This is a genomic window from Thioclava dalianensis (assembly GCF_000715505.1).
Taxonomy (GTDB): Bacteria; Pseudomonadota; Alphaproteobacteria; order Rhodobacterales; family Rhodobacteraceae; genus Thioclava; species Thioclava dalianensis.
This window is the reverse complement of the sequence record NZ_JHEH01000007.1, coordinates 58,956-71,838: the sequence shown is the minus strand read 5'-3', so window position 1 is coordinate 71,838 and position 12,883 is coordinate 58,956. Positions and strand designations below refer to the sequence as shown.

Annotated in this window: 13 protein-coding genes and 1 riboswitch; of the genes, 11 read left to right on the top strand and 2 right to left on the bottom strand. The window is 64.3% G+C overall.

The genetic code is table 11. The features are described from left to right. Positions 1 to 54: 54 nt before the first annotated feature. Positions 55 to 513 carry a hypothetical protein gene (locus tag DL1_RS08000; RefSeq protein WP_038064663.1) on the top strand — a complete coding sequence of 153 codons (459 nt, stop codon included), beginning with the start codon at positions 55 to 57 and terminating at the stop codon, positions 511 to 513. Positions 514 to 536: 23 nt separating this feature from the next. On the opposite strand, the gene gltX is transcribed toward DL1_RS08000, so the two are convergent. Further along, on the bottom strand, positions 537 to 1,865 hold the full coding sequence (gene gltX / locus DL1_RS07995; protein WP_038064661.1) for a glutamate--tRNA ligase: 1,329 nt from the start codon (positions 1,863 to 1,865) through the stop codon (positions 537 to 539). A gap of 100 nt (positions 1,866 to 1,965) precedes the next feature. On the opposite strand from gltX, the gene DL1_RS07990 reads away from it, so the two are divergent. The 10 genes from DL1_RS07990 (at position 1,966) to DL1_RS07945 (ending at position 11,750) form a co-directional block, all read left to right on the top strand. Next, complete coding sequence (locus tag DL1_RS07990; protein WP_038064659.1) at positions 1,966 to 2,379, top strand: metallopeptidase family protein; 414 nt, start codon at positions 1,966 to 1,968, stop codon at positions 2,377 to 2,379. 113 nt (positions 2,380 to 2,492) lie between these two features. After that, positions 2,493 to 3,410, top strand: coding sequence for an MBL fold metallo-hydrolase (locus DL1_RS07985; protein ID WP_245739556.1), 918 nt, complete (start codon positions 2,493 to 2,495; stop codon positions 3,408 to 3,410). Positions 3,411 to 3,595: 185 nt separating this feature from the next. Then, positions 3,596 to 4,543: a 1-phosphofructokinase family hexose kinase gene (locus tag DL1_RS07980; protein ID WP_038064654.1), complete on the top strand. Its 948-nt coding sequence runs from the start codon at positions 3,596 to 3,598 to the stop codon at positions 4,541 to 4,543. A 132-nt stretch (positions 4,544 to 4,675) separates the two neighbouring features. Further along, positions 4,676 to 4,768, top strand: a riboswitch (glycine riboswitch). A 159-nt stretch (positions 4,769 to 4,927) separates the two neighbouring features. After that, complete coding sequence (gene gcvT, locus DL1_RS07975) at positions 4,928 to 6,031, top strand: glycine cleavage system aminomethyltransferase GcvT (RefSeq protein WP_038064652.1); 1,104 nt, start codon at positions 4,928 to 4,930, stop codon at positions 6,029 to 6,031. Positions 6,032 to 6,054: 23 nt separating this feature from the next. Then, positions 6,055 to 6,414, top strand: coding sequence for a glycine cleavage system protein GcvH (gcvH, locus tag DL1_RS07970; protein ID WP_038064649.1), 360 nt, complete (start codon positions 6,055 to 6,057; stop codon positions 6,412 to 6,414). Then, the gene (locus DL1_RS07965; protein WP_038064647.1) at positions 6,411 to 6,761 is read left to right on the top strand and encodes a VOC family protein; all 351 of its coding nucleotides are present in this window, start codon (positions 6,411 to 6,413) and stop codon (positions 6,759 to 6,761) included. Before gcvH ends, DL1_RS07965 begins: the two co-directional genes overlap by 4 nt. A 7-nt stretch (positions 6,762 to 6,768) precedes the next feature. Continuing rightward, complete coding sequence (gene gcvP, locus DL1_RS07960; RefSeq protein WP_038064644.1) at positions 6,769 to 9,603, top strand: aminomethyl-transferring glycine dehydrogenase; 2,835 nt, start codon at positions 6,769 to 6,771, stop codon at positions 9,601 to 9,603. Positions 9,604 to 9,751: 148 nt separating this feature from the next. After that, positions 9,752 to 10,675 (top strand): carbohydrate kinase family protein, encoded by a 924-nt coding sequence (locus DL1_RS07955; protein WP_038064642.1) that lies wholly within the window; start codon positions 9,752 to 9,754, stop codon positions 10,673 to 10,675. Then, positions 10,672 to 11,121: a D-aminoacyl-tRNA deacylase gene (gene dtd / locus DL1_RS07950; RefSeq protein WP_038064639.1), complete on the top strand. Its 450-nt coding sequence runs from the start codon at positions 10,672 to 10,674 to the stop codon at positions 11,119 to 11,121. Before DL1_RS07955 ends, dtd begins: the two co-directional genes overlap by 4 nt. A 44-nt stretch (positions 11,122 to 11,165) precedes the next feature. After that, complete coding sequence (locus DL1_RS07945) at positions 11,166 to 11,750, top strand: thymidine kinase (RefSeq protein WP_038064635.1); 585 nt, start codon at positions 11,166 to 11,168, stop codon at positions 11,748 to 11,750. On the opposite strand, the gene DL1_RS07940 is transcribed toward DL1_RS07945, so the two are convergent. Then, entirely contained in the window at positions 11,747 to 12,865 is a 1,119-nt protein-coding gene (locus DL1_RS07940; RefSeq protein ID WP_038064632.1) for a beta-ketoacyl-ACP synthase III, read from the bottom strand. The genes DL1_RS07945 and DL1_RS07940 overlap by 4 nt on opposite strands. Positions 12,866 to 12,883 lie beyond the last annotated feature (18 nt).

Genomic DNA, 12,883 nt, shown 5'->3' with positions numbered 1-12,883 from the left:
GCGGACATATTTCTGCCCTGATGCCGTGGTTTCCTATGCCAAAGGAGATCACGGATGGCTCAGGAGCGCGATATCGGGGTTCTGGCACGAAGCTGGGGGATGTGGGCGGTTTTGACCGGCGCCCTCGCGCTGGTGCTGGTCTTTGTGCAGATCGTTGGACCAAGTTTTGAGGCCAAGCCCTCGGCTGCAACGCAAATCGGTGAGATGGCGGGCGAGATGAAACGCGCCGCATGGCGCTCGCTGCTGGGGCTGCCAAGGCCGGAGCAGGTCCCCGCCCCGGTATCTGGTTGGGCCTATGTCGCTCTCGCCGCCCCGATCATGGGCGTGATCGCCATCGTGTTGTCGATGGTGTCGGGCGTCCTGCGCGAGAACTGGCGCTATGCGATCTACGGCGCGGGCTTTGGCGCCGCCGCGATCGTCTTTCATTTCGTCTGGTGGCTTGCGCTGCTTGTGGCGGGCATGGTCCTTCTGGTCTCGATCATCGAGAACATCGGCGACATCTTCAGCTTTTAGACCGCGCCCGGCGCCGCGCGGGTTTATCCGCGCGCGCGCACTTTGTGCAGCAGCGGCATCAGGCTGGCCATGTCGGGGCCGTGCGGCTGGCCGGTCACCGCAAGGCGCAGCGGCATGAACAGCCCCTTACCCTTGCGCCCAGTCGCCTCTTTGACCGCTGTGGTCCAGTCTTTCCACGTGGTCTCGGTATAGGGCGCCTCGGGCAGCAGCGTCATGGCCGTGGCGATGAACGCGCGATCTTCCTCGGCAATCACCGGCTCTGCGCCATTCAGGCACAGATCGGCCCAGTGATCGAGATCGCTGAGCTTGTCGATATTTTGCGAGGCCACGGCCCAGAACTGCTCGGCCTGTGCGTCGGGAATGCCAAGCTCTGCAATCTGTTCGCGCACGGATGCGAAGGGCAGATGCTGGTTGCGCATGCGGGTCAGCGGGATCAGGTCTTCTGCGTCGAACTTGGTGGGGGCCGAGCCGAACTGGCTCAACTCAAAACCCTCGGCCAACTCGTCGAGCGACATTTTCAGCTCAATCGGCTGGCTGGAGCCAAGCCGCGCCATCATCGACAACAGCGCCTCGGGGGCGATGCCTTGGGCGCGCAGATCGCGGATCGAGAGCGCGCCGAGGCGCTTGGACAGCTCTTCGCCCTGCGGGCCGGTCAGCAGCGAGTGGTGGGCAAAGCTCGGAACCTTGCCGCCGATCGCTTCGATGATCTGGATCTGGGTCGCGGTATTGGTCACGTGATCGCCACCGCGCACGATATGGGTGATGCCCATATCGGCATCATCCACAGGCGAGGCGAAGGTATAAAGCACCTGACCCGAGGCCTTGATTAGCACCGGATCGGACACGCTGGCCGCGTCAATCGACAGGTCGCCCAAGATCCCGTCAGCCCATTCGATCCGCTCAAGTTCCAGCTTGAAGCGCCAGTAGCCTTCCTTGCCCTCGGCGCGCGCGGCCTCTTTCTCGGCCTCGCTCAGATGCAGGGAGGCGCGATCATAGACCGGGGGGCGGCCCATATTGAGCTGCTTCTTGCGCTTGAGATCCAGCTCGGTCGGGCTTTCAAAGCACTCGTAGAGCTTCCCGTCGGCTTTCAACGTCTCGGCGACCTCCGCATAGCGCTCAAGGCGCAGCGATTGGCGCTCTTCGCGGTCCCATTCGAGGCCCAGCCATTCCAGATCCGCTTTCAGCGCGTCGATATATTCCTGCTTCGAGCGTTCCTGATCGGTATCGTCGAGGCGCAGGATGAACTGGCCCCCGGTCTTACGGGCGATCAGGTAATTCATCAGCGCGGTGCGCAGATTGCCCACATGGATATATCCGGTGGGCGAAGGGGCAAAGCGGGTCACGGTGGTCATCGGCGGATACTCCTAGTTGCTGCCTGCTCTTTCACAGAGCGCATCGATTGTCCATATCGAGGGCCAGCGGATGCAGCCGCCGTGCAGTAAGGAGACGACGATGGCACAAAGCGACTGGGCGGGCGTCACCGCCCCGGATCTCGATGATTTTGCAGCGCTTGCAGAGGCCGCGCGCTCCGCCCTGCCTGCGGAATTTGCCGCCGCTGCGCGCGATGTCGCGATCCGGGTCGAGGATCTGGCCCCCGACGATCTGCTGCGCGATCTCGGTATGGACGATCCCTTCGCGCTCACCGGGCTTTATGAGGGCGTGCCGCTGACGGCGAAATCGGTGATGGATCCGGGCGGCCATGCCGATGTGATCTGGCTGTTTCGCCGCGCCATCCTCGATGAGTGGATCGCGCGGGGCGATATCACGCTCGATGCGCTGGTGAGCCATGTCTATGTGCACGAGCTCGCGCATCATCTAGGATGGTCGGATGCGCAGATCGCCGAAATTGATCGCTGGTGGGATTGAACCGATCTTGGCGTTTGCGCGTTTTAATATCTGTCAGCTGGCGCCACGGGTGCCCGGCTGGCTTGGGAGTATCGTTAATCAGCCACAGGGAGACAGAGATGACGAGGACGTTCATGACACGAAGAACCGCGCTCAAGGCGGCAGCCGTGCTGCCCGCAGCCCCCGCCTTGATCGGTGCGCAGGCCGCCTTTGCGCAGACCGAACCCGAGGCGAAGCCCGATATCCCGCCCTATCGCCGGATGACGGTGGGCGACATGACGGTGACCACGCTGCTTGCGGGCACCCGCCCTCTGAGCGAGCCGCAGGGCACGTTCGGCACCAATGCCAGCCCCGAAGATTTCGCAGCCCTTTCGAAAGAGGCGTTCATTCCGACCGATACCTCTTTGAACTTCTTCACGCCGACCCTGATTGAGACCGGGTCCGAGAAGATCCTGTTCGACACCGGCCTTAACCCGGAAGGGATGACCGCCGCGCTGATGGCCGCCGGGCATACGCCCGAAGACATCACCACGGTCGTGATTACCCATATGCATGGCGATCACATCGGTGGCTTGCGCGGCGAGGCGGGGACGACCTTTGCCAATGCGAAATACGTTACCGGCCAAGCCGAGTTCGATCATTGGTCGCAGGCAGGCAATGATACCTTCGAAAGCAAGGTGCGCCCGCTGGCCGATCAGTTCACCTTCCTCAAGGGCGGCGATTCGGTGGTCTCTGGCATCACGGCGGTCGAGGCCTTCGGTCATACGCCGGGTCATATGGCCTACCGGGTCGAGAGCGGGGATCAGAGCCTCGTTCTGGCCGCCGATACCGCCAATCACTTCGTCTGGTCGCTGCGCCGCCCCGAATGGGAAGTGCGTTTTGACATGGACAAAGAAGCGGCCGCCGCCACGCGCAAATCCCTTCTGGGCATGATCGCCGCGGATCGGGTGGCCTTTGTGGGCTATCACATGCCGTTTCCCGGTGTGGGCTATCTGGAGCCCTCGGGCCCCGGCTTCCGCTTCGTGTCGATGGCCTATCAGCTCAACGTCTGAGCCCTGCGCGCAGGCCAGACGCCACCTTTCCGGGGCCGCCACATCGTGGCGGTCCCTTTTCTTTGAACGGGGTGAGCCGGTGGCCGGGCTGCGCGCGATTGCATTCCGCGTGCAGCCGCGCTCTTGTGGTGGGGCTAGCGCGGGCGGTGGCGGTCCCGTGCTTTCGGGTGAAAAGGGAGCATGAGATGACAGCGATCCTCACAATCACGCTCAATCCGACCGTGGATCTCGCAGTGACGACCGAGGCTGTGCAGCCCGAGCGCAAGCTGCGCTGCTCCCATCCTTTAAGCGATCCGGGCGGTGGCGGGCTCAATGTGAGTCGTGCGATTGCGGCTTTGGGCGGCAATTCGACGGCCTTTGCGGCGCTTGGCGGGCCGAACGGGGATCAGGTGATGCGTCTTCTCGCGGCGGCGGGGATCGGGGTTTGCGCCTTTCCCGCGCCGGGGGAGACCCGCCTGAGCCTCACGGCCACGGATCAGAGCACCGGCGCGCAATATCGCTTCGTGATGCCGGGGCCGGAATGGAGCGCGCGCGATGTCAGCCGGGCGCTGTCGCGGATTGCGCGCGCGGCCCCCGAGGGCGGGATCGTCGTGCTTTCGGGCAGCCAGCCCCCCGGCGTGCCGCCGGATTTCCCCGCACAGCTTGCCGCGCGGATCTCCCGCACGCAGGCGCGGCTGTTTCTCGACACATCCGGCCCCCCGCTGCACCATCTGCTGAGCGCGACCGCGCCGCCCGCCGGGCTGCTGCGGATGGATGCGCTTGAGGCCGAAGAGCTGGCGGGGCGTCCCTTGCCCGAACGCGCCGACAGTGCCGATTTCGCGCAAGATCTCGTGCAGCGCGGGGTGGCCGAGGTGGTGCTGGTCGCGCGTGGTGGCGAGGGCAACGTGCTGGCCACGCGCGAGGCGCGCTGGTTTGCTCAGGCAGCCCGCGTGCCGGTGGTCTCGAAAGTGGGGGCGGGCGACAGTTTCGTTGCGGCCTTCACTCTGGCGCTGTCGCGCGGCAAGTCGCTCCCCGAGGCGTTGCAAGATGGGGCGGCCGCGGCTTCGGCTGCGGTGATGTCGCCCGCCACCGATCTGTGTCGGGCCTCTGATATGCGCCGATTGCGCGCGCAATGCCCCGTCTCCGAGGTTTGAACCTGCCTCCGAGGTCTGAACCTGCCTGTTGCTTGGGCATTTGCGCTCCCGCTTTGGTCGGTTTTGGCGCGCAAGCGCCGCATTTGGCGAATCGGGCTTGTCAGGACCGGCTTCGCTCCGCTATTCGGAGTCTCGTTGGATACGGGAGAAGCTGCGATGCAAATCGCGGTGCCGAAGGAGCAACCGCCCCGGTAAACTCTCAGGCAAAAGGACCGCATCCAGCCAAGGACTCTGGAGAGTGGCGCTGCACGCGCCCGCCGAAGGGATAACGATCTCAGGCGCTTGCCCCGGACAAGGGGGCGGCACGGACAGAGGGGGCATCGCACGGGTCGTTTGGCCCATTTGTCGATGCCGGGCGATCCGGCGCAAGGGGAAGAGGCCGGAATGAGCGATCTCGAAAAGACACCACTTTACGATCTGCATCTCGAACTGGGCGCCAAGATGGTGCCGTTTGCGGGCTATGCGATGCCGGTGCAATATCCGATGGGCGTGATGGGCGAGCATCTGCACACCCGCGCGCAGGCCGGACTGTTCGATGTCAGCCATATGGGGCAGGTGATCGTGCCCGGTGCGGGTGCGGCTGAGGCCCTCGAGGCGCTGGTCCCTGTGAGCCTGGTCGCCTTGGCCGAAGGTCGCCAGCGCTATGCGATGTTCACCGATGCGCAGGGCGGTATTCTCGATGACCTGATGGTCGCCAATCGCGGCGATCACCTGTTTGTCGTGGTCAATGCGGCCTGCAAGCAAGCCGATCTGGCGCATATGTGCGCCCATATCGAGGGCGTGCAGGAGATCACCGATCGGGCGCTTCTGGCGCTGCAAGGACCTGCGGCGGAAGGCGCGCTCGACGCCCTCGTGCCCGGCGTGGCCGCGATGCGCTTCATGGATGTGGCCACGTTCGACTGGCAGGGCTCTGAGCTGTGGATCTCTCGCTCGGGTTATACGGGCGAGGACGGCTATGAAATCTCGGTGCCCGCGCCGGAGGCCGAGGCGTTTGCCCGTGCCTTGCTCGCGAATGAGGCGGTCGCGCCCATCGGTCTGGGCGCGCGCGACAGCCTCCGTCTTGAGGCGGGGCTGTGCCTCTATGGCCATGATATCGACACCACCACCACGCCGATTGAGGCCAATCTCGCTTGGGCGATCCAGAAGGCGCGCCGCACGGGCGGGGCGCGGGCGGGCGGATTTCCGGGTGCCGATACCATCCTCGCCCAGCTTGAGGACGGGACCGCGCGCAAGCGCGTCGGTCTGCGCCCCGAGGGCCGCGCCCCGATGCGCGAAGGCGTCGAGATTTTCGCGCTATCCGAGGGCGGCACAGCCATCGGCAAAATTACCTCTGGCGGCTTTGGCCCCTCGATCGGTGGGCCGCTGGCGATGGCCTATCTGCCGTCCGATCTGACCGAGGGCACGACCGTTTATGGCGAGGTGCGCGGCAAGCGCCTGCCTGCCACGATTGCGCCTATGCCGTTCCAACCCACAACCTACAAACGCTAAGACCTGCGACAGGGAGACCCCACATGAAATTCACTCAAGACCACGAATGGCTCAAGCCCGAGGGCGATCTGGTGATCGTCGGCATTACCGCCCATGCCTCCGAGCAACTGGGCGATGTCGTTTTTGTCGAGCTGCCTGAGCCCGGCGCAGAAGTGTCCAAGGGCGACGAGATCTGCGTGATCGAAAGCGTCAAGGCCGCCTCTGACATCATGGCGCCGCTTGATGGTGAGATCGTCGAGATCAACGAGGATCTGGCCGACAATCCCGGCCTCGTGAATGAGGACCCGACCGGCAAGGCGTGGTTCTTCAAGATGAAGCTCGCCGACAGCTCTGCGCTGGACGACTTCATGGATGAGGCCGCCTACAAGGACTTCATCGGATGACGGTCCAACGGATCGTAGCCAATCTGCACAGTGATGACCCGGCGGCGCTCGCTGCGTTTTATCGCGACTTGCTAGGGCTCGATCTGCTGATGGATCACGGCTTTATCGCGACGCTGGGCACGGGCGAGAGCGCCCCGGTCCAGCTGAGCGTGGCCTCTCAGGGCGGTTCGGGAACCGAGCTGCCCCAGATCTCGGTCGCGGTCGACGCGCTGGAGCCGGTGCTGGCCAAGGCCCGTGCCCTTGGCGCCGAGATCCCCTATGGCCCGGTCTCGGAGCCTTGGGGCGTGCGCCGCTTCTATCTGCGCGATCCGACCGGAACGCTGATCAATATCGTCTGCCACAATTGAGGACGCCATGAGCTTTACCCCCACGACCTACGACACCTATGACTTCGCCAATCGCCGCCATATCGGGCCTGCGCCCGGTGAGATGGCCGAGATGCTCAAGGCGGTGGGGGCGCGTGACCTCGATGCGCTGATCGATGAGACGGTGCCGAAATCGATCCGGCAGGACAGCCCGCTGAGCTGGGCGCCGCTGACTGAATATGGCTTGCTGCAAAAGATGCAAGAGGTCGGCAAGAAGAACCGGGTGATGGTAAGCCTTATCGGGCAGGGCTATTACGGCACGGTCACGCCGCCCGCGATCCAGCGCAATATCTTGGAAAACCCCGCTTGGTATACCGCCTATACGCCCTACCAACCCGAGATCGCGCAGGGGCGGCTTGAGGCGCTTTTGAACTTCCAGACGATGGTGTCGGATCTGACCGGGCTGCCGGTCGCCAATGCCTCGCTGCTCGATGAGGCGACGGCGGCGGCTGAAGCCATGGCGATGGCGCAGCGCGTGTCGAAATCCAAGGCGACCGCGTTCTTCGTGGATCGCGATTGCCACCCGCAGACCATCGACGTGATCCGTACCCGCGCAGCACCTTTGGGCATCGAGGTGATCGTGGGCGCGCCGGAGGATCTGCAGGCCGAGGCGGTCTTTGGGGCGATCTTCCAATATCCCGGCACCTATGGCGATGTGCGCGATTTCACCGATGCCTGCAGCGCGTTGCATGAGGCAAAGGCCGTGGCGATTGTCGCGACGGATCTGCTGGCGCTCTGCCTGCTCAAGGAGCCGGGCGCGATGGGCGCGGATATCGCGGTGGGCTCGGCGCAGCGCTTCGGAGTGCCGATGGGCTATGGCGGCCCGCATGCCGGGTTCATGTCCTGCCAAGACAGCATGAAGCGCGCGATGCCGGGTCGGATCGTGGGTGTCTCTGTCGATAAGCGCGGCAATCGCGCCTACCGGCTGAGCCTGCAAACCCGCGAGCAGCATATCCGCCGCGAGAAGGCCACCTCGAACGTCTGCACCGCGCAGGCGCTGCTGGCGGTAATGGCGAGCTTCTATGCGGTGTTTCACGGGCCCATGGGTCTGCGTGCCATCGCCGAGCGGGTGCATTTCATCACCACGCAGGTGGCCGATGCGCTGCGGGCGGCGGGTGCCGAGGTTGAGCCAGAGGCGTTTTTCGACACGCTCACCGTGCGCGTAGGGGTGGGTCAGCAAGGCATCATGGCCGCCGCACGCCATCGCGGGATCAACCTGCGCAAGGTCGGGCGCGACCGGGTCGGGATCTCGATTGACGAGACCACCGATGAGGGGATCGTCCGGCGTCTGCTCGACGCGTTCGGGATCGAGATGGGTGGGCCGCAGCCGGGACGGCTGGGCGTGCCCGAGGCGATGCTGCGCGAGAGCGCGTATCTGACCCATCCGGTCTTTCACATGAACCGCGCGGAATCCGAGATGATGCGCTATATGCGCCGCCTGTCGGATCGCGATCTGGCGCTGGATCGGGCGATGATTCCTCTGGGCTCCTGCACGATGAAGCTCAATGCGGCCGCCGAAATGATGCCGCTTACATGGCCGGAATTTGGCTCGCTCCATCCGTTTGTGCCCGCCGATCAGGCCGAGGGCTATCACGAGGCGATTGCCGATCTGACCGAGAAGCTGTGCGAGATCACCGGCTATGACGCCTTCTCGATGCAGCCCAATTCGGGCGCGCAGGGCGAATATGCGGGGTTGCTGACGATTGCGGCCTACCACCGTTCGCGCGGCGATGATCAGCGCGATATCTGCCTGATCCCGATGTCGGCGCATGGCACCAACCCGGCCTCTGCGCAGATGGCGGGGATGAAGGTCGTGGTCGTGAAATCCGCGCCCAATGGCGATGTCGATATCGAGGATTTCGAAGCCAAGGCGAAAGCGGCAGGCGACAAGCTGGCCGCCTGCATGATTACCTATCCTTCGACCCATGGCGTGTTCGAGGAAACCGTTCGGCAGGTCTGCGAGATCACCCATACCCATGGCGGGCAGGTCTATATCGACGGGGCCAATATGAACGCGATGGTCGGGCTTGTGAAACCCGGCGAGATCGGCGGCGATGTGAGCCACCTCAACCTGCACAAGACCTTCGCGATCCCGCATGGCGGCGGTGGTCCGGGCATGGGGCCGATTGGTGTGGGCGCGCATCTGGCGCCTTTCCTTCCGGGGCATTCGCAAACCCAGGACGGCGAGGGCGCGGTGAGTGCGGCCCCCTATGGCTCGGCCTCGATCCTGCTGATTTCATGGGCCTATTGCCTGATGATGGGCGGCGAGGGGCTGACGCAGGCGACACGGGTGGCGATCCTGAATGCCAATTACATCGCAGCACGCCTCAAGGCGGCCTATCCGATCTTGTTCATGGGCAATCGCGGTCGGGTGGCGCATGAATGCATCCTCGACACGCGCGGCTTCACCGAAGTGGGCATCACCGTGGATGACATTGCCAAACGGCTGATCGACAACGGCTTCCATGCCCCGACCATGAGCTTTCCGGTCTCGGGGACGCTGATGATCGAGCCCACGGAGAGCGAGACCAAGGCCGAGATCGACCGCTTTATCGCAGCGCTTCTTGCGATCCGCGACGAAATCTCCGCCGTCGAGCGCGGCGAGATCACGCCCGAGGACAGCCCGCTGCGCCATGCGCCCCACACCGTCGAGGATCTTGTGGCCGATTGGGACCGCGCCTATTCGCGCGAGGCAGGCTGCTTCCCCGCAGGTGCCTTCCGGGTCGATAAATACTGGCCGCCCGTGGGCCGCGTTGACAACGTCTTTGGCGATCGCAACCTGATCTGCACCTGTCCGCCCGTCGAGGCCTATGCGGCGGAATGACTGAGCACGGGGGAGGGGGCGCTGCCCCCTCTTTTGCCCTTGGGGCAAAATTCACCCCCGGGATATTTGCACGAAGTCGAAAGCCAAGGGATTGTCGGATGTGGCTGGGCGGTGTAGCGATGTTAGCGCAATCAACGGGAGGTCCGAGATGATCCTGAGCTGTGGAGAAGCCCTGATCGACATGCTGCCGCGCGAGAGCGTGCAGGGCGAGGGAGCCTTTGCCCCCTATCCGGGCGGGGCGGTGTTCAATACCGCCATCGCGCTGGGGCGGCTTGGGTCGAAATCGGGGTTCTTTTCGGGGCTCTCGGATGATCTTTTCGGCCAGATGCTGGTGAATGCATTGGCGGAGTCCGGTGTGGATGCCGGGCTGTCTGCGCGCTCTGACCGGCCCACGACGCTGGCCTTTGTCACCTTGGTCGACGGCCATGCGCGCTATGCGTTCTACGATGAGAACACCGCCGGGCGCATGCTCTCGGAGGCGGACCTGCCGCAGGTGCCGGACGCTGTGCGCGCATTGTTCTTTGGCGGGATCTCTCTGCCGGTGGAGCCCTGCGGGGCGAGCTACGAGGCGCTGATGCTGCGTGAGGCACCGCAGCGCGTGACGATGATCGACCCCAATATCCGGCCCGGCTTCATCCGCGATGAGGCGCGCTACCGGGCGCGGCTGGCGCGGATGATGGCGGCGGCCGATATCGTCAAGATCTCGGACGAAGATCTGCGCTGGATCGAGGGGCCGGGCACGATCGAGACCCATGCCGTAAAGCTCTTGGAGCGTGGTGCCAAGCTGGTCTTCGTGACCGAGGGCGCGACCGGTGCGCATGGGTTTTCGGCCAATCATTCGATTTTCGCGCCCGCGCGCCGCGTCGAGGTGGTCGATACGGTGGGCGCGGGCGACACGTTCAATGCGGGCGTGCTGGCGGCTCTCGACCGGGCAGGCGCTCTCGACAAGGCCTCTGTGGCGCAGGCCGATGAGGCGCTGGTCCAGGCCTGTCTGGAATTGGGCGTGGCAGCGGCGGCGGTCGTGGTCAGCCGGGCCGGTGCCAATCCGCCCTGGGCCTCGGAGCTGGTGTGAGGGCGCTTGTCCAGCGGGTGAGCGAGGCCTCCGTCACGGTCGAGGGGACGCGGATCTCCGAGATCGGGCCGGGGCTGTTGATCCTTGTCTGCGCGATGGCGGGCGATGGGGAGGAGCAGGCCGAGAAGCTGGCCGCACGGGTGGCCAAGCTGCGGATCTTCAAGGATGACGCGGGCAAGATGAATCGTTCGGTCCGCGATATCGGCGGTGCCTGTCTGGTGGTGAGCCAGTTCACGCTGGCCGCAGATACCTCGCGCGGCAACCGGCCCGGCTTTTCCAGCGCCGCACCGCCCGAGGACGGCGCGCGGCTCTATGAGTATTTCGCAGCCCATCTGGCGAGCCTTGGCCTGCCGGTGCAGACCGGGCAGTTCGGAGCGGATATGAAGGTCGCCCTTCTGAATGACGGGCCGATCACAATCTGGATGGACAGTGCCGATCGCAGCTGAACCATGGCTTGCCCAAAGCGCATCGGGGCGCTAATCGAAGGCGCATGGCCAAACTGTATTTCCATTATTCCACGATGAATGCTGGCAAAAGCACGCTGCTGCTCCAGGCCTCGCATAACTATATCGAGCGCGGCATGGCGACGATGCTTGTCACCTCACGCTTTGACGACCGCGCGGGCGTGGGCGAGATCGCCAGCCGGATCGGGATTGGCTCGCAGGCGGAGCAGTTCGACCCCGAAACCGATATGTTCGCGATGCTCGCCGCCCGTCTGGCAAGCGGCCCCTGCGCCTGCGTGTTCATCGACGAAGCGCAGTTTCTCAGCGAAGCGCAGGTCTGGCAACTCGCGCGCGCGGTCGATGATCTGGGCGTGCCGGTGATGTGCTACGGGCTGCGGGTGGATTTTCAGGGGCATCTCTTTCCGGGCTCGGCTGCGCTTTTGGCGCTGGCCGATGAGATGCGCGAGGTGCGCACGATCTGCCATTGCGGCAAGAAGGCCACAATGGTGGTGCGAATGGGTGCGGATGGTCGGGCTCTGCGCGACGGCGATCAGGTGCAGATCGGCGGCAACGAGACCTATGTGAGCCTGTGCCGCCGTCATTGGCGCGAAGCGATGGGCGAGCGGATCTAGAGTTTCTCGACCACGACCGAGCCCACCGAATAGCCCGCCCCGAAAGAGCAGATCAGACCCAGCTCTCCCGGCTGGATGTCGTCGGAATGCTTGGCAAAGGCGATGATCGAGCCTGCCGAGGACGTATTGGCGTAATCTTGCAAGATATTGGGCTGCTCGCCCGGCTCCGGCGCGCGCCCGAGCACTTTCTTGCCAAGGAAATCATTCATCGTCTTATTGGCCTGATGCAGCCAGAGGCGGCGCAGTGCCGAAGGCTCGATCCCGGCCTCGTCAAGGTGGTCATGGACGTGTTGGGCCACCAGCGGCATCACTTCCTTGAAGACTTTCCGTCCCTCTTGCATGAATTGCATATCACGCCGGTCGGCCAGACCATCGGGGCGGGTGCGGCGCAGGAAGCCGTTATTGTTGCGGATATTGTTGGAAAATTCCGTGGCGCAGCGGGTCGAGCGGATCAGGAAGCCTTGGCTGTTCTCGTCGCGCCGCTCGATCAGCGTGGCGGTGGCGACATCGCCGAAGATGAAATGACAATCGCGGTCGCGCCATTCGAGATGGCCCGAAGTGATCTCGGGGTTCACAACGAGCGCGCGGCGGACCGATCCGGTGCGGATCATATCGGCGGCGGCCTGAATGCCGAACGTGGCCGAGGAGCAGGCGACATTCATGTCAAACCCGAAGCCGCCCGCGCCCAAGAGCTTCTGGATCTCGACGGCAACGGCGGGGTAGGGGCGCTCCATATTGGAGGCGGCACAGATCACGAGATCGATCTCCGCGCCGGTGCGCCCGGCCATCGCGAGCGCCGTCTCGCAGGCTTTGAGCGCGATCTCGGCCATCAGGCCCGGCTCGTCATCGCTGCGCTGGCGGTAATGCGGATACATCCGGTCTGGATCGAGAATGCCCGTCTTTTCCAACACGTAGCGTTGCTCGATCCCGGAGGCTTTGAGGATGAACTCTTCCGAGGACGGGGCCTTGGCCTCAACAGTTCCCGCCTCGATGGCCTGCGCGTTCTCGCTGTTGAACCGCGTGACATAGGCGTTGAACGCGGTGACCAGCTCGGCATTGGTGATGACGTGCTCGGGGGTGTAGACGCCCGTTCCGGAAATAACGGCTTGATGCATGAAGTCCTCCTTGGCGAA

Excerpts from the sequence above, each read along its gene's own strand:
- DL1_RS08000 (WP_038064663.1), top strand. The coding sequence starts at position 55 with ATGGCTCAGGAGCGCGATATCGGGGTTCTGGCACGAAGCTGGGGGATG.
- gltX (WP_038064661.1), bottom strand. The coding sequence starts at position 1,865 with ATGACCACCGTGACCCGCTTTGCCCCTTCGCCCACCGGATATATCCAT.
- DL1_RS07990 (WP_038064659.1), top strand. The coding sequence starts at position 1,966 with ATGGCACAAAGCGACTGGGCGGGCGTCACCGCCCCGGATCTCGATGAT.
- DL1_RS07985 (WP_245739556.1), top strand. The coding sequence starts at position 2,493 with ATGACACGAAGAACCGCGCTCAAGGCGGCAGCCGTGCTGCCCGCAGCC.
- DL1_RS07980 (WP_038064654.1), top strand. The coding sequence starts at position 3,596 with ATGACAGCGATCCTCACAATCACGCTCAATCCGACCGTGGATCTCGCA.
- gcvT (WP_038064652.1), top strand. The coding sequence starts at position 4,928 with ATGAGCGATCTCGAAAAGACACCACTTTACGATCTGCATCTCGAACTG.
- gcvH (WP_038064649.1), top strand. The coding sequence starts at position 6,055 with ATGAAATTCACTCAAGACCACGAATGGCTCAAGCCCGAGGGCGATCTG.
- DL1_RS07965 (WP_038064647.1), top strand. The coding sequence starts at position 6,411 with ATGACGGTCCAACGGATCGTAGCCAATCTGCACAGTGATGACCCGGCG.
- gcvP (WP_038064644.1), top strand. The coding sequence starts at position 6,769 with ATGAGCTTTACCCCCACGACCTACGACACCTATGACTTCGCCAATCGC.
- DL1_RS07955 (WP_038064642.1), top strand. The coding sequence starts at position 9,752 with ATGATCCTGAGCTGTGGAGAAGCCCTGATCGACATGCTGCCGCGCGAG.
- DL1_RS07945 (WP_038064635.1), top strand. The coding sequence starts at position 11,166 with ATGGCCAAACTGTATTTCCATTATTCCACGATGAATGCTGGCAAAAGC.
- DL1_RS07940 (WP_038064632.1), bottom strand. The coding sequence starts at position 12,865 with ATGCATCAAGCCGTTATTTCCGGAACGGGCGTCTACACCCCCGAGCAC.